At 71.0% G+C, this 18,172-nt stretch carries 17 protein-coding genes; 3 read left to right on the top strand and 14 right to left on the bottom strand.

Annotated features, from left to right (window positions below):
• The first annotated feature begins 113 nt into the window (after nucleotides 1-113).
• Both ACFYMC_RS14240 and ACFYMC_RS14235 read left to right on the top strand, forming a co-directional pair.
• Nucleotides 114-1,094, top strand: a complete 981-nt coding sequence (locus ACFYMC_RS14240) for an acyl-CoA desaturase (RefSeq protein ID WP_388523778.1) — start codon at nucleotides 114-116, stop codon at nucleotides 1,092-1,094.
• The gene (locus ACFYMC_RS14235) at nucleotides 1,091-1,765 is read left to right on the top strand and encodes a TetR family transcriptional regulator (protein WP_388523776.1); all 675 of its coding nucleotides are present in this window, start codon (nucleotides 1,091-1,093) and stop codon (nucleotides 1,763-1,765) included. Before ACFYMC_RS14240 ends, ACFYMC_RS14235 begins: the two co-directional genes overlap by 4 nt.
• Before the next feature lie 113 nt (nucleotides 1,766-1,878).
• Here ACFYMC_RS14235 and ACFYMC_RS14230 read toward each other — a convergent pair whose 3' ends face one another.
• Both ACFYMC_RS14230 and ACFYMC_RS14225 read right to left on the bottom strand, forming a co-directional pair.
• Nucleotides 1,879-2,241, bottom strand: a complete 363-nt coding sequence (locus ACFYMC_RS14230; RefSeq protein WP_388523774.1) for a VOC family protein — start codon at nucleotides 2,239-2,241, stop codon at nucleotides 1,879-1,881.
• Between the two features lie 4 nt (nucleotides 2,242-2,245).
• On the bottom strand, nucleotides 2,246-3,106 hold the full coding sequence (locus tag ACFYMC_RS14225) for a trans-aconitate 2-methyltransferase (RefSeq protein WP_388523771.1): 861 nt from the start codon (nucleotides 3,104-3,106) through the stop codon (nucleotides 2,246-2,248).
• 160 nt (nucleotides 3,107-3,266) lie between these two features.
• On the opposite strand from ACFYMC_RS14225, the gene ACFYMC_RS14220 reads away from it, so the two are divergent.
• The gene (locus tag ACFYMC_RS14220; RefSeq protein ID WP_388523768.1) at nucleotides 3,267-3,764 is read left to right on the top strand and encodes a MarR family winged helix-turn-helix transcriptional regulator; all 498 of its coding nucleotides are present in this window, start codon (nucleotides 3,267-3,269) and stop codon (nucleotides 3,762-3,764) included.
• On the opposite strand, the gene ACFYMC_RS14215 is transcribed toward ACFYMC_RS14220, so the two are convergent.
• The 12 genes from ACFYMC_RS14215 to rsmI form a co-directional block, all read right to left on the bottom strand.
• A complete protein-coding gene (locus ACFYMC_RS14215; protein ID WP_388523765.1) occupies nucleotides 3,723-4,496 on the bottom strand; it encodes a LuxR C-terminal-related transcriptional regulator in 774 nt (257 codons plus the stop codon). The genes ACFYMC_RS14220 and ACFYMC_RS14215 overlap by 42 nt on opposite strands.
• Nucleotides 4,497-4,988: 492 nt before the next feature.
• A complete protein-coding gene (gene galE / locus ACFYMC_RS14210; RefSeq protein WP_388523763.1) occupies nucleotides 4,989-5,954 on the bottom strand; it encodes a UDP-glucose 4-epimerase GalE in 966 nt (321 codons plus the stop codon).
• A 185-nt stretch (nucleotides 5,955-6,139) separates the two neighbouring features.
• Complete coding sequence (locus ACFYMC_RS14205; protein WP_388523760.1) at nucleotides 6,140-6,841, bottom strand: response regulator transcription factor; 702 nt, start codon at nucleotides 6,839-6,841, stop codon at nucleotides 6,140-6,142.
• Nucleotides 6,842-6,948: 107 nt separating this feature from the next.
• Nucleotides 6,949-8,643 (bottom strand): hypothetical protein, encoded by a 1,695-nt coding sequence (locus tag ACFYMC_RS14200; protein ID WP_388523757.1) that lies wholly within the window; start codon nucleotides 8,641-8,643, stop codon nucleotides 6,949-6,951.
• Between the two features lie 28 nt (nucleotides 8,644-8,671).
• Nucleotides 8,672-10,300, bottom strand: a complete 1,629-nt coding sequence (locus tag ACFYMC_RS14195) for a PQQ-binding-like beta-propeller repeat protein (protein ID WP_388523754.1) — start codon at nucleotides 10,298-10,300, stop codon at nucleotides 8,672-8,674.
• Between the two features lie 223 nt (nucleotides 10,301-10,523).
• Nucleotides 10,524-12,326 (bottom strand): ABC-F family ATP-binding cassette domain-containing protein, encoded by a 1,803-nt coding sequence (locus ACFYMC_RS14190; protein WP_388523752.1) that lies wholly within the window; start codon nucleotides 12,324-12,326, stop codon nucleotides 10,524-10,526.
• Between the two features lie 99 nt (nucleotides 12,327-12,425).
• Complete coding sequence (locus ACFYMC_RS14185) at nucleotides 12,426-13,325, bottom strand: 4-(cytidine 5'-diphospho)-2-C-methyl-D-erythritol kinase (protein WP_388523749.1); 900 nt, start codon at nucleotides 13,323-13,325, stop codon at nucleotides 12,426-12,428.
• Nucleotides 13,322-14,242 carry a 16S rRNA (adenine(1518)-N(6)/adenine(1519)-N(6))-dimethyltransferase RsmA gene (rsmA, locus tag ACFYMC_RS14180; protein WP_388523746.1) on the bottom strand — a complete coding sequence of 307 codons (921 nt, stop codon included), beginning with the start codon at nucleotides 14,240-14,242 and terminating at the stop codon, nucleotides 13,322-13,324. The genes ACFYMC_RS14185 and rsmA overlap by 4 nt, the downstream gene beginning before the upstream one ends.
• On the bottom strand, nucleotides 14,239-15,522 hold the full coding sequence (locus ACFYMC_RS14175; protein WP_388523743.1) for a ubiquitin-like domain-containing protein: 1,284 nt from the start codon (nucleotides 15,520-15,522) through the stop codon (nucleotides 14,239-14,241). The genes rsmA and ACFYMC_RS14175 overlap by 4 nt, the downstream gene beginning before the upstream one ends.
• Before the next feature lie 139 nt (nucleotides 15,523-15,661).
• Nucleotides 15,662-16,534, bottom strand: coding sequence for a TatD family hydrolase (locus ACFYMC_RS14170; RefSeq protein WP_388523740.1), 873 nt, complete (start codon nucleotides 16,532-16,534; stop codon nucleotides 15,662-15,664).
• A 39-nt stretch (nucleotides 16,535-16,573) separates the two neighbouring features.
• Entirely contained in the window at nucleotides 16,574-17,065 is a 492-nt protein-coding gene (locus ACFYMC_RS14165; RefSeq protein WP_388523737.1) for a hypothetical protein, read from the bottom strand.
• Nucleotides 17,066-17,224: 159 nt separating this feature from the next.
• The gene (rsmI, locus tag ACFYMC_RS14160) at nucleotides 17,225-18,136 is read right to left on the bottom strand and encodes a 16S rRNA (cytidine(1402)-2'-O)-methyltransferase (RefSeq protein WP_388523734.1); all 912 of its coding nucleotides are present in this window, start codon (nucleotides 18,134-18,136) and stop codon (nucleotides 17,225-17,227) included.
• Nucleotides 18,137-18,172: the final 36 nt, after the last annotated feature.

Raw genomic sequence — 18,172 nt, 5'->3', positions numbered from 1 at the left:
TCTTGCCCCCGGAGGGGCCGCTGCCATACTTACGATGCCGTAAGTTACGGGTCCGTATCCAGGGCGACCCGCCATCCGGCGCCTGCCGTTTCCTCACCCTCCAGGGGACCCCCATGACCCTCAGCCCCGACGTCCTACAAGAGACCCAGGAGGGGACGGAGCGCACGATGCCGTCCGCGACGCTGGGCGGCGAGAACAAGCGTTCTGTGGAGCAGATCGCGCTGCTGCTCTTCATCACCGTGCCCTTTGTGGCACTCCTCGCGGCGATTCCGCTGGCCTGGGGGTGGGGGATCAGCTGGCTTGACCTCGGCCTGATGGTCTTCATGTACTTCCTGGCCTGCCACGGCATCACGATCGGCTTCCACCGGTACTTCACCCACGGCTCCTTCAAGGCCAAGCGGCCCCTGCGGATCGCCTTGGCCGTGGCCGGCTCGATGGCCGTGGAGGGCCCGCTGGTGCGCTGGGTGGCCGACCACCGCAAGCACCACAAGTTCTCCGACCACGAAGGCGACCCCCACTCGCCCTGGCGGTTCGGCGAGACCCTCCCGGCCCTCCTGAAGGGCCTGTGGTGGGCGCACATCGGCTGGCTGTTCGACGAGGAGCAGACCTCACAGGAGAAGTACGCACCCGACCTGATCAAGGACCCTGCGATCCGCCGGATCTCCCGGCACTTCGTCTTCTGGACGATGCTTTCGCTGGCGATCCCGCCGTTGGTCGGCGGACTGGTGACGATGTCCTGGTGGGGCGCGTTCACCGCGTTCTTCTGGGGCTCCCTGGTGCGGGTGGCGTTGCTGCACCACGTGACCTGGTCGATCAACTCGATCTGCCACGCGGTGGGCAAGCGCCCCTTCAAGTCCCGCGACCGCTCCGGCAACGTCTGGTGGCTGGCGGTCCTCTCGTGCGGCGAGTCCTGGCACAACCTGCACCACGCCGACCCGACCTCGGCCCGACACGGCGTCCTGCGCGGGCAGGTCGACTCCAGCGCACGGCTGATCCGATGGTTCGAGAAGGCGGGCTGGGCCAGTGACGTGCGCTGGCCCAGCCGGGCGCGCATCGATGCCCGGCGCAAGGAGAACGTCGCGAACGCGGCATGATGGACCACGTGGCGATCGACGGCAGTATTTCCAGCGCGGACAAGCCCCGGCGTGGCCGCAGGGTCCGGATGACCGGTGCGGAGCGGCGGCAGCAACTGCTGGACATCGGTCGCACCCTGTTCGCCGAGAAGGGTTTCGAGGGCACGTCGGTGGAGGAGATCGCGGCGAAGGCCGGGGTTTCCAAACCGGTGGTCTACGAGCACTTCGGCGGCAAGGAAGGCTTGTACGCAGTCGTGGTGGACCGCGAGATGCGCGCGCTCCTGGACATGGTGACCGGGGCTCTGACCGCCGGCCACCCACGAGAGCTGCTGGAGCAGGCCGCGTTCGCGCTCCTGGACTACATCGAGTCCTATACCGACGGTTTCCGCATCCTGGTGCGCGACTCTCCGGTGGCCCAGTCCACCGGCACCTTCGCTTCGCTGATCAGCGACATCGCGACGCAGGTGGAGGACATCCTCGGCCTGGAGTTCAAGGCTCGGGGCTTCGATGCGAAGTTGGCCCCGCTGTACGCGCAGGCGCTGGTGGGGATGGTCGCGCTGACCGGCCAGTGGTGGCTGGACGTGCGGCGACCGAAGAAGGCGGAGGTCGCGGCGCACCTGGTGAACTTGGCCTGGCACGGCCTGGACGGCCTGGAGTCCAAGCCCCGGCTGGTGGGCCACCGCAAGAGCTGAGTCGCCGTTCTGAGAACGCGGTGCCGAAGGGGCGCTCCCCGTCACCGACGCCGGTGACGGGGAGCGCCCCTTCGCTCCGCCGCCCTCGTGGCGGCCTGCGGCGCGGACGGTTCTCAGGGGGTCGGTTCCAGGAACTCCAGGCGGTTGCCGACGGGATCCTGCGAGAACAAGCGCCGGTGGCCGGGGAGCTCGCGGTCCCACCGGACTGGGGCGCCGGAGGCCGCCAGCCGAGCCTCGTAGGCCTCTGTCCCCCGCACCCGAAGGCCGGGGTGGGCCTCGGTTGCCGGCGTGAAGGCCGCCTCGACACCCAGGTGCAACTGGACTGGACCGGCCTGGAACCAGCAGCCACCGCGAGCCGCGAGCGCCGGGGGCTTTGGCACCTCGGCCATCTTGAGGACCTCGCCGTAGAAGGCGCGGAGCAGGCCCTCGGAACCCGCCGGCGCGGCGAGCTGCACGTGGTCGATGCCGGTCAGCACGCGCTCAGGCCTCCTTACGGGCGACAGCGAAGATCCGACGGAACGGGAAGACGGTGCCGTGCGGACCGGACGGGTAGGCCCCGCGCAGGGCGTCCCGGTACTGGCCGAGGAATTCCGCCGCGGCTTCAGGGTCGTCCTCCAGGGCGGTCAGTACGGGGCGCAGGGCCGTGCCCTTGACCCAGTCCAGGACCGGGTCGGGGCCGTGCAGGAGCTGACAGTAGGTGGTTTCCCACGAATCGACGGCACAGCCGAGGGCGGTCAGGCGCAGGAGGTATTCGGCCGGGTCCAGGATGTGGACGAAGCGGGTGCCTTGCCCGGAGAGCCGCCCGCGCCAGCGCGGCGACTCGCACAGGGTGGCGAGGAGTCCGTGGCTGGGGGCCGTGAAGTTCCCGGGAATCTGGAAGGCCAGGGTGCCGCCGGGATTGAGCGACTCCACCCAGGCGGGGAAGCGCTTCGAGTGGCCCGGCACCCACTGGAGGGCGGCATTGGAAACGATCAGGTCGTAAGTCTCTTCGGGCTGCCAGCGCCCCAGGTCGGCGGCGCGGAAGTCGAGGTGTCCGCCGCCTGCCGTCGGCCCCTCGTAGTCCGCGCGGGCCCGCTGGAGCATGTGCGGGGAGAGATCGAACCCGGTGATGTGCGAGGTGGGCCAGCGCTCGGCGAGCAGGGCGGTGACGTTTCCAGGGCCGCATCCGAGGTCCGCGATGCGGGGCGGGCGGCTGACCCCGGGCAGTTCAGGTATCCGGGCGAGCAGGTCCAGGAAGGGCCGCGTCCGGAGTTCGGAGTGGCGCAGATACTGGCGGGGGTCCCACACCGGGGCGGCGGATTCCGTGCCGGTGTGCGCGGAGGGCGCCGTATCGGAATGCATGTTCGAGCCTCCTTGCTGGAGCCGCGGGGATTGAGGAAGCGGTTCCGGCCCGGTCCATGCCCCACGGTCCCGACAATTATATCTCGATATCAAGAAGCTTGATATCGAGATGCACTACTTCAAGAGACTTCATATCGACAGACCCCTTACACTGATCGATATGGAGGACGAGGTCGACCGACTGGTCGCGGCATGGCGGCGCGAACGCCCTGACCTCGACGTGGAACCACTCGAAGTGCTCAGCCGGGTCAGCCGACTCGCCCGTCACCTCGACCGCGCCCGCAGGCTGGCTTTCTCCGAGCACCATCTGGAGCCCTGGGAGTTCGACGTCCTGACTTCGCTGCGTCGGGCCGGCGCCCCCTACCAGCTCTCTCCCGGGCAACTGCTCACCCAGACACTGGTCACCTCGGGCACCATGACCAACCGCATCGACAGGCTGGCGAAGAAGGGCCTGGTCGAGCGGCTCCCCGACCCCAGCGACCGACGCGGAGTGCTGGTACGCCTGACGCCGGAGGGACGTGACCGCGCCGACCAGGCCCTGGCCGGACTGCTGGCGCAGGAACGGGCCATCTTGGCCCAGCTCTCCCGTGCCGAACGCGGCGAACTCGCCGGGCTGCTACGCCAACTGACCGCTCCGTTCGACAACGTCCCCGGCTAGGTCAGCGGGCCTGACCCCGGCACGACGGGCCAGAGCGACGGCAGCCAGGGTCGAGTGCACCCCGAGCTTGCCCAGCACGTTCTGCATATGGGTGCGCACCGTGTGCGGGGACAGGAACAAGCGCGCGGCGACGTCCTTGCGCCCCAACCCCGCCACCATGCACCTGAGCACCTCACGTTCACGCGGGGTCAAGGACTCCACCAGGCGCTCACTGTCCGTGCGGTGCTTGCGTGCGGAGGTGAGCTCCCGCAGGACACCGGTCAACAGGGCCGGTGGCAGGTGCGTCTCCTCCCGCAACACTCCGCGGATCACCGCGAGCAGCCGGGACAGCGAACAGTCCTTGGCGACCCAGCCGGAGGCGCCCGCCTGTAGGGCCAGCGCGGCCCGCCGCGGATCGTCCCGACCGGCGAGCACGACCGTACGGACGGCGGGATGGGCCGTGCGCACACCACCGACCAGCGTGATGCCGTCCACCAAGGGGGGCGAACCACCCGGCTCGCCCAGTGGGCGCGCCGACACCGCCGCCGTGGTGGCGGCGATGCCCAGATCGGCGTCGACGAGCAGCACGTCGAAGCGTCGCCCCTCGGCCGCAGCGCGGTCCAGACAGCGCAGGGCCGCCGGACCACTGCCGGCCGCGGACACCTCCACGTCCGGCTCGGCTGCCAGGGCCGCGGCGAGCGACTCGGCGAAAATGCGGTGATCGTCCACCACGAGAACCCGGATACGAACCACAGACACCCCCATGGGTCGGGGAACGGACCGGCGCGGGTACGGCGCCCGGAACGGAAAGGAGAGATCAACAGCTGAGGCACGGCCGCCGCCGCGACATCACTGCTACCCCGGCCCGGGCGTCGTACCCGACTGACTCGACCCCTGAATCAACACCGGCCCCCACCGGTGTTGAGGCTCAGCGTAGGGCCCGGGGGGTGCACGGGTTGGCCGAATCCCAGAAGTTCTCACCTCGGTTGCGGGGTGGGTCGGCGCAAGATGGCCGCTGAACGCGTCGGCACATGCGGCGCGTTACCGCGAACCGTCCACAACCAATGACCCAAGGTGGCTGAAAACCACCGCCCACTCAGCGGGGCGGGCCCGAGCCCCCGAGGAGTGGGCGGGCCAGGGGCGGCGGACAGTTGCACGCGCAGCGGAGCGCGCAGCGCATGCGCACCCAGCGCCCGCGCACCCTGCACCCACCCCGCGCGCCCCTGGTCTGCGCACGCCCCTGCCCTACTGCCCGTCCACCCGGTGCTGCGCGAACTCCCAGGCATCCTTGATGATGCCCGCGAGGTCGGAGCGCTTGGGAGCCCAGCCCAGGCGGTCCTGAGCCGCCCTGGCCGAAGCAACGAGCACCGCGGGGTCACCGGGGCGACGTGCAGCGGCCACCTCGGGGATCTCCCGGCCAGTGACCTTCCGGACGGTTTCGATGACCTCGCGCACCGAGAAACCACTGCCGTTGCCCAGATTGCAGATGAGGTGCTCACCGGAAGTGGCCTTCGTCAGGGCCAGCAGGTGAGCCTCAGCGAGGTCGGCCACGTGGATGTAGTCCCGGACGCAGGTCCCGTCCGCGGTCGGATAGTCCTCCCCGTACACCGAGATCGACGCGCGGGTGCCCTGGGCCACCTGTAGGACCAGCGGGATCAGATGGGACTCGGGATGATGGCGCTCGCCGTAGCTGCCGTAGGCGCCAGCCACGTTGAAGTACCGCAGCGAGACTGCGGCCAGTCCGTGAGCGGTGCACTCACCAGAGATCATGTGGTCAACGGCCAGTTTGGTGGCACCGTAGGGATTGGTGGGTGAAGTCGGGGCGGACTCGGTGATCGGAGTGGTCTCGGGCTCGCCGTAGGTGGCTGCGGTGGAGGAGAAGACGAGCGTGCGCACCCCCGCCCCACGCATCGCGTCGAGCAGCGCAAGGGTGCCGCCCACGTTGTTCTCCCAGTACTTCCCCGGATTGGCTACGGACTCGCCGACCTGGGAGAAGGCGGCGAAGTGCAGCACCGCGTCATAGGAGTCGTCCAGGTAGCGGGCGGCGTCCTGGATGCGCCCCTCGACGAAATCGGCGCCCGCGGGCACGGCCTCGCGGAAGCCGGTGGAGAGGTCGTCGAGCACGGTCACCCGATGACCGGCCTCCAGCAGGTGGGCGGCCACCACGCTACCGACGTATCCGGCTCCACCCGTGACCAGGTACTTACTCACTCGCTTGTCACCTCTCGCTGTCGGTCGCCGGCGGTGTGCCGACGGCGCGTCGATGGGCACACTCTTACCGGTCCGGCGGGCAACCGCGAAACCGGTGACCGACCACGAAGGCGTGCCACCCCCGTGCGCACGGGCCGTCAGCGGGGTGCGGAGCCGGGTGGACCGGGCGACACAAGCGGAAGCACTCAGTCCATCGGGCTGGCCTGCTGCGGGAGTTGCTGCTCCGGTGCGGCGCGCTCCAGCAGTCCGGTACGGGCGGCCAACGCAGCGGCCTCCAACCGAGATCCGACTCCGAGTTTCATCAGGACCCGTTGGACGTGGGTGCGCGCCGTGCTCGGCGCGATCCCCATGCCCTCGGCGATCAGCCGGGTGTCCTCGCCCTCAGCGACCCGGACCAACACCTCCACCTCGCGGGGGGTGAGCAACCGCAGCAGCCGAGTGCCCTCGTCGTCGGGCTGGGCGACCGGGTTGAGGAGCTCGGTGAAAGCCCCCTGAAGCAGCCCCGGGGCCACCGCCGCCTCGCCCGCCCGGGCCTTGACCAGAGCCCGCTCCACGCCTTCGATCCGCTCGTCGTGACGGACGTAACCACAGGCTCCGGCCGCGAAGGCCGCAGCGATGCCGCGCGGGTTCGGAACCGGGCCGAGGACCACCACGGCGATCTGCGCCCGCTCCCGTTTGATCCGCACCACCGGGTCGAACACCCCTGGTTCGGCGGGGGTGGCGGTGCCCAGCAGGCAGACTTCGGGAGCACGGCTGATGACCAGTTCGGCGGCGCCGGCCGCGGGGGCCGCGGCGGCGAGCACCCGGTGCCCGCGCAGTTTCAGCGCCGACGCGAGCGCCTCGGCCAACAGCCGGTGCTCGTCGACCACCACGACCCGTACACCCATCCAGCCCCCAACGCCGCCCCCCACCGTCTTGTCCCGGCAAGCTACACGCTTGTTCGACGCAGCGCCGGGGTTACCGGCGAGAAGCCCCCGGAAGGCCGAAAGAGACGTCAGTGCGTCGTGAAGGAGACGATGAGGTATTCCCTGTCCGCGCCCTCGTAGGGCTTGCTGACCATCGATTCCGAGGTGAACAAGCGCCCCTCGCGGTACCGGATCTCGGCCTGGTCGGCGGAGAAACTGCTCTCCGCCGCGCGGTTCGCCTCGTCGTCCGGATTCTTCATCAGCACCGTCTGGCGCATGCTCGACGCGTCGATGCTGACGATCTGTCCACCGACCGCGTGGGTGGGTCGCTTGTAGGCGATGACGTTCGGTCCGTCCATCCGCAACGGGAACATGGTGAACCCCCCGCCGGCGTCCGCGCGGTCGGTTGTCTGCTTGCCGGTGGCCAGGTCGAAGGAGACGATCTCGTTGGTCCGGCCGTAGGCGCCACCGCCCTGGTGCTCGGCGGAGGGCAGGTAGACCCGCCCGTTCCCCACCACGATCTTCATGCACTGCTCGACGGCGGTGGCGTCGCAGCGCGGCGCGTAGCTGCCCTTGGTCAGGGCGATCCGGGCACGTAGCGCCCCCGTCCGCGCGTCGAGGGAGAAGAGGTCACTGACCCCACCGCCGGCGTTGAGATCGGCGGCGACGACCAGCGGCTCGGTGGAGACGATGCTGGCCCATTCGATGCCCGGCGACATCTTGTAGGAGGACGCGGGGGCGCCGGTGACCGGATCGAGGCTCTGCACCAGCAGGTACTGGCTACCGGAGCGCCCGCACTTGCGCAGCGCGGCGAGCGACCCGCCACCCGCGTAACCGAGGTCGTAGCAGAGGTCGGGATCGCTCTTGGGAACCCAGCGGCTTGCGCCGTCGGCGAGGTTCCAGGCTGCGCCGCCCTGGAGGCCGCCCGCGGCGACCGTCTGCCCGCTGACGGTGATCTCCTTGAACTCGACCTTCTGGTCCCCGCTGTTGGCACCCCGCGCCGATCGGGACCACACGAGTTGGCCCGCGCCGAGGTCCAGGACACCGGCTTCGGTGCACCTCTGGTAGCCGTTCTCCCCGACCCGCCTCGCGGGTTCGAACAAGATGGCCGTGAGGTCGCCGCTCATGTGTGAGGTCGCCGCGCAGACCTGACCGGGCAGGGGGATGGTCCACTTGGTCGCGCCGGTGTCCAGGTCGTACCCGACGATCTTCCGTAGGTTCGTCTTCGCGTAGACGGTGTCGGTGAGCCAGGAGCCCTTCACCGTCGCGATGTCGTCGACCTTCGGATGCGCGACGCTCAACAACGGCCTGGACCGAGCGCTCACCGGGGCGCGCTCGGCACCGGCGGCCGGAGTCCTGTCGCCGCGCGCACCCGCACCGAGGGAGAGTTCTCCTTCTTGGCCTCGATCCGTGGCCACCAGCCAGAAGCCGGTGGCGACGATCACTGCGATGGCCACGACCGCAGCGAGGACGATCAGCAGTTGCGCCCGCGTCGACCCGTTCCTCGGTGGCGGAGCCGGCACGCCACCGGGCACGGTCGGGGCCGGTGGCCCGTACGGCTGCGGCGGTGGCTGCCCGTACGGGTTCGTGGCGGCGCCGTATCCGTAGGGGCCAGGAGCAGCCGGCACCTGCGGGTATCCGTAGCCGGGCTGCCCGGCGGGCTGCTCCGGCGGGTATCCGTACGCAGGCTGCCCGGGAGCGGGAAGGGGCGGGCCGAAGCCGCCCTGGGGTGGGGGATCGTGGGGAGACTGGCCAGACTGACCCTGCGACGGGGGGTTGCTCATGGGGCGGGTACCTCTCGGTGCGCGGCGCTCACTTGCCGAAGGCCATCAGGAGCTTCTCCTCGACTCCGTCGGTGCCCAGCAGACGGGTGGTGGAGAGGAAGAAGCGTCCGTCCACGTAGGCGAACTGCGGGCTGACGAAGGAGTCCTCGACCTGTGTCGTACCCGACGGGTGCCGGAGCACCGGGGTGGCGGTGCCGCCGTCGGAGCCCAGGGCGAGGACCTGGCCGGGCTGGCTGTGGGTGGCTTCGAGATAGGCGTACAGCGTGCCGCCGTACGAGGCCACCGGCAGGATTCGGCGTCCTTGGCCCGCTTCGGCACGCCACCTGACCTTGCCGGTGGCAAGGTCGAAGGCGACGACGGCGTTGCTGCGGCCGTGGCCCCGCACGTCCGGCCGTGGCTCGGTGGGCAGGTACAAGCTGGCGGTGTCCACGACGACTCCGGTGCAGTTCTGCAAGGACCGGTGCAGCAGCCCGTAACCGCAGACCGGCTGGAGGTCGTCCGCACCGGCCACCCGGGCGCGCACCGCCCCGCCGGCGGTCAGCACGACGACGGCCCGCTGCTTGCGCTGCTTGTGGGACAGGTCGATGACGACAGGGTCGACGGCGTAGACCCTACTGACCGACCAGCCGCCGGGTACCCGATAGGTCCAGGTTCCCCTGCCGGTGCCGGGGTCGGTGCCCTGGATCCGTTCGGAGCCGTCCCGGCAGCCGAGGAGGGCGACGAGCTTGCTGCCACCGGCATAGGCGACGGGCAGGCAATCCGCCTTCCAGTGCGCGAACACCTTCTCGCCGTCGCTGACCCGAAAACCGCTGGACGGTCCGAGGCGGCTGAAGGTCACGGTATCGCCGCTGATCGCCATCGAGGGGCTGGCCATCACGTCGAAGGGGCCCTCCTTGGGGACCTCCTTGGTCCATCCCGTGTGTCCGGTCCTGAGGTCGACCATGGTGAGTTGGTTACAGCGGGCGCGGCTGCTGGTGCCGTCCTTGGAGGCGACGACGAGTCGACCGTCCGCGGTGCCCTGCGGCGGTACCGCGCATACGGCCCCCTTGAAGAGCACCGACCACCGCGGCTTGCCATCCCGCGCCCCGTAGCCGTTCAGGGACTTGTACACGGCCTTGACGACGGTGTCGCCGGCGAACCATATGCCCCTGGTGTCGGCGCCGCTGGCGGGCACGTCCACCTCGTTGACCTTGAGGAAGAGTGCGCGGTCCTCGCCGGGTTGGCGGCCCGCGTCGAGATCGAGCGCGCGTTCCGCCGGGCGGGGGCCCGCCGCCTTGCCCTCACCGGTGGCAGCGGCGGCCCCGTCCTTCCCCGTACGCGGAGCGGCAGTCGGCGCGGAGGTCTCGATCCGCCCCGCACCCAGCAGGTAGCCGCCGGCGGCGAGCACCGCGACCACGACCACCCCCACCAGGCCCAGGGTCCGCCCCCTGCGCGCGCCGTCCCGACCGGCCGGTCGGGACGGCGGGGCCACTTGGCCGTGGGGCGGGTGCGAAACGGGCGGGCCGAAACCGGGGGGCGGCGGGCCGAAGCCACCGGCCGGACCCGGCGGGTCCTGCGCATAGGGGTTCTCCTCCAGCCGCGGAGGCCGCAGGTGCGGGTTGGGAGCGTTGCCTGGTTCCTCGGGGGGCTGGTGGGGTGGATGAGTCAATGGGCTCATACCTCTTCACGCGGACCCGATGCCCGATCGGTCTCCCCCGCTGCCCCGGGTGGCTTCGGCCGGCCAGGACGGAGTGACACGGGCACCGGACCCACAGCTCTGTTTCAGTCGGGCGGGGCTTATTTCTATCACCCGCACCCCCCGCGGAACGGAGCAGTCCGCCCTAGTTCCCGATGGCTCAGGGCTCGTGACGGTCCGCCACGAGCCGTGTCACCCAGGGCCGTCAGACGTCCTCGGCCAGCTCCAACCAGCGCATCTCCAACTCGTCGCGCTCGGCGATCAGCTGGCGCAGTTCGGCGTCGAGCTTGCCGACCTTCTCGAAGTCCGTCGCGTTGCCCGCGATCTCGGCGTGCAGAACGGTCTCCCGGTCCGAGATCTTGTTGAGCTGACGCTCGATCTTCTGGAGCTCCTTCTTCGACGCGCGCGCGTCCGCGGACGTCTTCTCCTTGGCCGGCGCGGCAGCGGGCGCCGGCGCCGGTACGGCCGCCTCGACCATCTTCAACCGCCGGTCCAGGTACTCGTCGATGCCCCGCGGCAGCATCCGCAGCGCGCCGTCGCCGAGCAGCGCCATCACGGTGTCCGTGGTGCGCTCGATGAAGAAGCGGTCGTGGCTGATGACGATCAGCGAGCCCGGCCACCCGTCGAGGAGGTCCTCCAACTGGGTGAGGGTCTCGATGTCGAGGTCGTTGGTGGGCTCGTCGAGGAAGAGGACGTTCGGCTCGTCCATCAAAAGGCGCAGGATCTGCAACCGGCGGCGCTCACCACCAGAGAGGTCGCCGACGGGCGTCCACTGCTTCTCCTTGGAGAAGCCGAACTGCTCGCAGAGTTGACCGGCCGTCATCTCGCGCCCCTTGCCGAGGTCCACCCGGTCCCGGACCCGCTGGACGGCCTCCAGGACGCGCAACGAGGGGTCGAGCTCACCGACCTCCTGGGACAGGTAGGCCAAACGCACCGTCTTGCCCACGGTGATGGCGCCCGCGGCGGGCTGTACCTCGCCCTGGGTGCGGGCCGCCTCGGCGAGGGCGCGCAACAGCGATGTCTTGCCGGCGCCGTTGACGCCGACCAGGCCGATCCGGTCGCCCGGGCCCAGCTGCCAGGTCAGCTGCCTCAGCAGCGTCTTGGGGCCGGCCTGGACGGTGACGCCCTCCAGTTCGAAGACGGTCTTTCCCAGGCGCGAGTTGGCGAACTTCATCAGCTCGGCCTTGTCCCGCGGCTCCGGAACGTCCGCGATCAGGGCGTTCGCGGCCTCCACCCGGAAGCGGGGCTTACTGGTTCGTGCCGGCGCCCCACGGCGCAGCCAGGCGAGCTCCTTGCGGACCAGGTTCTGTCGTTTGGCTTCCTCGGTGGCGGCGATCCGCTCCCGTTCGGCCCGGGCGAACACGTAGTCGCTGTAGCCACCCTCGTACTCGAAGACGTCACCGCGCTGCACGTCCCACATGCGGGTGCAGACCTGGTCGAGGAACCAACGGTCGTGGGTGACGCACACCAGCGCGGAACGGCGCCGCTGGAGGTGCTGGGCCAGCCAGGCGATGCCCTCGACGTCGAGGTGGTTGGTCGGCTCGTCGAGGACCAGCAGGTCCTGATCGGCGATGAGCAGCTTGGCGAGCGCGATGCGCCGCCGCTCGCCACCGGAGAGCGGGCCGATGACGGTGTCCAGCCCCTGCCCGAAGCCGGGCAGGTCGAGCCCGCCGAACAGACCGATCAGCACATCGCGGACCTTGGAGCTGCCGGCCCACTCGTGGTCGGCCATGTCACCGATGATCTCGTGCCGGATGGTGGCCGTGGGGTCCAGCGAGTCGTGCTGGGTGAGCACGCCCAGCCGCAGGCCACCGTTGTGGGTGACCCGACCGGTGTCGGGCTCCTCCAGCCGGGCGAGCATCCGGATGAGGGTCGTCTTGCCGTCGCCGTTGCGCCCGACGACACCGATCCGGTCCCCCTCGGACACGCCGAGGGAAATGCCGTCGAGCAGGGTACGGGTGCCGTACACCTTGCCGACGGCCTCGACATTGACCAGATTGACGGCCATCAACGCGCTCCAGGGAAGGGGATGGATCAGCCCCTCAGCCTAACCCTCCGCGCCGGCCCGACCGCCCCTCGCCGTCCGCCCGCCGCAACGGCCGGCCGGTCAGTCGCCCAGGACCGTGGCCCCGGGCGCCGGGGAGCTCGCCACCCGGGCGGCGCGGCAGGTGCCCGAGGCCAACAGCCCGGCGGCGACCTTGTCGGCGCTCTCCTGGGAATCGACGAGGAAGGCGGTGGTCGGGCCGGAGCCCGAGACCAGTGCCGCCAACGCCCCGCCGGCCAGACCGGCGTCCAAGGTGGTGGCGAGCTCGGGGCGCAGCGAGAGGGCCGCCGGCTGGAGGCCGTTGGCCAAGGACGCGGCCAGGGCGTTCACGTCACCGGCGCGCAGGGCGTCGATGAGGACCGGGTCGGCGGCCGGCTCGGGGACGGCGCGGCCCGCTGCCAGCCGGTCGAACTCCCGGTACACCGCCGGCGTGGACAGACCGCCGTCGGCGACGGCGAACACCCAGTGGAAGGCACCGCCGACCTCCAACGAGCTCAGCTGCTCACCCCGTCCGATGCCCAGCGCGGCACCACCCGCGAGGCTGAACGGAACATCGCTGCCCAGTTCGGCGCAGAGCTCCAGCAGGTCGGAGGGGGAACTGCCGGTCCCCCACAGCCGGTCGCAGGCGAGCAGTGCGCCGGCGCCGTCGGCACTGCCTCCGGCCATCCCACCGGCGACCGGAATGTCCTTTTCGATGTGGATGTGGACGCGGGGCTCGATACCGTGCCTGGAGGCGAGGAGCTCGGCGGCACGAGCCGCCAGGTTGGTGCCGTCCAACGGGACGCGGTCGGCGTCCGGGCCGGAGCAGGTGACGGTCAGGGCATCGGCGGGGGTGACGGTCACCACGTCGTACAGGGAGACGGCGAGGAAGACGTTGGCGAGGTCGTGGAACCCGTCCGGGCGGGCCGCACCGACCGCCAACTGGACGTTGACCTTCGCCGGAACACGAACGGTGACGCTCATGCCCGCGCCCCCTGCGGTTTGTTCTCGGCAATCCTCGCGAACTCCTCGACCGTCAGGGCCTCCCCGCGGGCCTGCGGTGAGATCCCGGCGGCGACCAGGGCCACCTCGGCGGCGGCAGCCGAGCCCGCCCAGCCCGCCAGCGCCGCGCGCAGCGTCTTGCGCCGCTGCGCGAACGCCGCGTCGACCACGGCGAACACGTCCGCTCTCGCGGCGGTGGTCTTGACCGGCTCGGTGCGGCGCACCAGGGAGACCAGACCCGAATCGACGTTGGGCGCCGGCCAGAAGACATTGCGGCCGATGGCGCCGGCCCGCTTGACCTCCGCATACCAGTTCGCCTTCACCGACGGTACGCCGTACACCTTGTTGCCCGGGCGGGCGGCGAGCCGGTCGGCCACCTCCGACTGGACCATCACCAAGGTCCGCTCGATGGTGGGGAAACGCTCCAACATGTGCAGCAGCACCGGTACGGCCACGTTGTACGGCAGGTTCGCGACCAGCGCGGTCGGCGCCGGCCCCGGCAGTTCCTCCACCAGCATGGCGTCGGAGTGGACCAGCGCGAAGCTGCCGGCCTTCTGCGGCATCCGGGCCTCGATGGTCGCGGGCAGCGCCGCCGCGAGGACGTCGTCGATCTCGACGGCGGTGACGTGCGCGGCTGCGTCCAGCAGTGCGAGGGTCAGTGAACCAAGCCCGGGGCCCACCTCCACGACCACGTCCTGCGGCCGAACCCCGGCGGTCCGCACGATACGGCGCACGGTGTTGGCGTCGATGACGAAGTTCTGACCCTTCTGCTTGGTCGGGCGCACGCCCAGCGCAGCGGCCAGTTCGCGGATGTCGGCAGGGCCGAGGAGCGCGTCCTGGGAGGGTCCGCTGCCGCGCTGCTCGTCGTCGGATGTCTCGTGGGGCTCAGTGGTGCTCACCGGTAAAGCCTACGGCCGCAGTGCGGCCACGGACTCGCCCCCCGCTGCACGTAGAGCTTCTTGGCCCGGTACGTCTGTTCCGTCGCGGATGCGTCCTGTGGGCGACCGCTGCCACCGAGCCCCTGCCAGGTACGCACGTCGAACTGGTAGAGGCCCCCGTAGGTGCCCGAAGGGTCGACCACCGAGGCCCGGCCGCCGGACTCGCAGGCGGCGAGGGCACGCCAGTTCAGTCCGTCCGCCCCGGCCACCGACTGCGGCAGCTTGCGCGTGCCGACCCGGACCCGTTGGGTCACGGGCCGACGGAGGACCTCCTCGTAGACCCGCCGCGGCTTTTGCGCCACACCGTTGACGGTGCGCAGGGCGAAGGTGACCCGGCGGGTGCCGGGGCGGCCGGCCTGGTCGACCACCTCGGTGCCGGCGAAGAGGGTGTCGTCCTTGGTGCGCTCGATGTCGTACGGGATCTGCTCCTCGCGGATCTGTTGACTGCCGGTGATCCGCATGACCGTGATGGTCTGGCCGTCGCGCGGGAAGGACGCGGTGGCCACGGAGGTGGCGTCCTGCCCCTGGAGGCTGATCCCCGCCTGCCCGAGCGCCTCGCCCACGGTCGCGGCATTGGTGCGCAGGGTCCGTTCCCGTCCGTCTGCGAGGAAGGTGACGGTGCGCTCGGTGCGCACGCTCAAGGTCAGTCCACGGCGGGGGATCGCCGCGGACCGCGACACGGACAGATAGGCGCCTTCGGCGCGTACACCGAGTTGGCGCAGCGCGCCCTCGACCGTGCGGGCCGTGGTCCACAGGGTGCGCCGCCGACCGTCGAGGGTGAGCGCCAGGGGGCGGCCGTAGCGGACGATGACTTCGTCGCCACTGTCCAAGGCGACGCCGGGCGCGGGCACGATCTGGTCGTGTTCCCCGACCGGGACGTCCTCGGCGGCGAGCAACTCGCCGACGTCGTCGGCGAAGGTGTGCAGGGTGCGCGGCCGGCCGTCGACGGTCAGTCGGACGGCCTTGTCGCTGGCCACGAACGCGGAGGTGCCGCCCGCCAGGAAGGCCACCACCAGGGCCTGCGGAATGAGGCGCCGCCAGCCCTCCGGGCCGCCTGCGCCGACCGCCTTGCGGCGCCGCGCGCCACCGCGGGGCGCGGGCACGTGGGGCGCGCCGTCCGAGGCCGGCAGCAGCTCGGGCGGCCGGGCGGGGGACGGTACAGGGGCCGCGGCCTGGGCCGTGCGGCCCCTGCGGCGACCGCCGCCGTGTCCTGCCCGGTGGCTGCCCTGCGTTTCGCTCACGACGCTCGCTCCCGTGGTCCGGTCCCTCCGGCTGCGGCCGGTGCGGGCCGGGACACTAGCGCGCCGGACCGTCACCCACCAAAGCCGGACGGTCACCCAGCGTGTCGAGGGGTGTTGCCGGAAGGGGCACTGGGGCCCGTCAGTAACCGAAGGCCCGGGCTGTGTTCGCCCCGAGCGCCGCCGCCATGGCGTCCTCCTCGATCCCCCGCACGGCTGCCATCGCACGCACGGTGACGGGGATCAGGTACGGCGCGTTGGGCCGTCCGCGGTAAGGCGCGGGAGTCAGGAAGGGCGCGTCGGTCTCCACCAGGACGAGTTCCAGCGGCGCCACGGCGAGCGCGTCCCGCAGCGGCTGGGCGTTCTTGAACGTGACGTTTCCCGCGAAGGAAAGGAAGTAGCCGGCGGCGGCGCACTCTTGGGCCATCGCCGCGTCGCCCGAGTAGCAGTGGAAGACGGTCCGTTCGGGCGCGCCCTCCTCGCGCAGGATGCGCAGCACGTCGGCGTGCGCCTCGCGGTCGTGGATGACCAGTGCCTTGTCGTGCCGCTTGGCGATTTCGATGTGGTCCCGGAAGGACCGTTCCTGGGCGGCCGTGCCGTGCGGGCCTGTGCGGAAGTAGTCCAGTCCGGTCTCGCCCACCGCCTTGACGTGTGGCAGGCCCGCGAGGCGGTCGATCTCCTGGAGGGCCTCGTCCAGCGCCGCCTGCCCGCCGGGCTGGCGGGCGCTGGCGCGGGGACCGCCGCCCGGCTGATCACCGTGGACGATCCGGGGCGCCTCGTTGGGATGCAGGGCGACCGCCGCGTGCACGCTTTCGTGGGCGGCGGCCACCTCGGCCGCCCATCGGGATCCCTTCAGGTCACAGCCCACCTGCACCACCGTGGTGACGCCCACCGAGGCGGCCTTGGCGAGTGCCTCCTCGACCTCGGCGTCCTGCATGTCGAGGTGGGTGTGGGAGTCGGCCACCGCCACCCGGAGCGGCGCGGGCAGCGGTACGGGTGCTTCCTTGGGGCTCATGGGCCCGATGGTACGAGGGGCCGGCCCGGCCCCCCTGCCTCACCCCTTGCGGAACAGGGCGGAGATCCGGCCGAACAGTCCGGTCCGTTCGGCGGCCGGGACGGCCACTGGGCCGGGTGCGTCGTGCGCGCTCCGGCGCCGGGCTCCCCTGGGCGCCCCGGTCCCCTTGGGCGTGTTCGCCCCCGCCGGGACGGGGCCCGCGATGCCGGGGGCGATCTGGTGGTGGTACAGCTGGTCGATCATGCCGAGGACGGAGGACACCTGCCCTTCGCGCATGATGCGCACCACGTGACCGCCGCAGTTCATGCACGTCGGGTTGGACAGGGGAGACGGCACCCGCTCACCGTCTGCCAGGTAGATGATGAAGGGCTCACCGCGCCCGTCGACGTGGTGCTCGATGGCGTACGACTGCTCCCAGCCGTAGCCGCATTTCATACAGGCAAAGGAGTACGCCTCGTGCACCGTGCGCACACCACTGGCGGCAGGTGAGGCGGAGGTAGCCGGGACGGGGGTGTCTGCGATTTCACTCATGCCAGCTCCTCTGGTCCGCTGGTGTCCATGCCAGTGGACGCCTGTTCCGGCGGGAGCGCATCAGGCCCTGTCGAGTATTGGACGGGCCTTGGCTCATTCATGCCCCAACTGCCCGGTGCGCGGTCTGAGCTTTGCCTTTCAGGTTAGCTCTTTGGCGACTTAGGGCACATTTCGAGCCGCATTCTTTGCCGCCACGACCGCATCGAACACCTCTCGCTTGGGTAGCCCGGCACCCGCCGCAACCGCCGCGATGGCTTCCTTGCGTCGCTCCCCCGCCTCCTCGCGCACCTGCACCCTGCGCACCAGTTCCTCCGCGTCGAGCTCCGCCGGGCCGGGCTCCGCGGCTCCCTCCACCACCACCGTGATCTCCCCCCGCACCCCTTCGGCGGCCCACTGCGCGAGCTCCGCCAGGGACCCCCGCTTGACCTCCTCATAGGTCTTGGTCAACTCTCGGCACACCGCTGCGCGCCGGGTCCCGCCGAAGACCTCGCTCATCGCGGCGAGCGTGTCGTCGAGACGGTGCGGAGCCTCGAAGTAGACGAGGGTCCGGCGCTCCGCGGCCACCTCGCGCAGCCGCCCCAACCGCTCCCCCGCCTTGCGCGGCAGGAAGCCTTCGAAGCAGAACCGGTCGACGGGCAACCCGGACAACGCCAGCGCGGTCAACACCGCGGACGGACCAGGCACCGCGGTCACCTTGATGTCCTTCTCCACCGCCGCCGCGACCAGGCGGTAGCCCGGATCGGACACCGAGGGCATGCCGGCATCGGTCACCAGCAGCACCCGGGCGCCGCCCTCCAGCGCCGTGACCAGCTCCGGGGTGCGCGCCGATTCGTTGCCCTCGAAGTACGAGAGCACCCGGCCCGAGGTGTGCACCCCCAGGGCGCGGGTGAGCCCGCGCAGCCGTCGGGTGTCCTCCGCGGCCACCACGTCCGCCCTCGCCAACTCCGCGGCGAGCCGTGGCGGCGCATCGGCGACATCGCCGATGGGTGTGCCGGCGAGCACCAGCACACCCGCCGAGGGAGCGTCGGTGTCGTGGGAGGAAAACGGTCCGGAGGGCAGTTCAGTGGTCACTGCACCATCCTCGCAGCCCCCGCACGTCCACCGCCC

Source organism: Streptomyces sp. NPDC006879 (assembly GCF_042869595.1).
Classification (GTDB): Bacteria; Actinomycetota; Actinomycetes; order Streptomycetales; family Streptomycetaceae; genus Streptomyces.
This window is presented reverse-complemented; position numbering and strand designations above follow the sequence as displayed.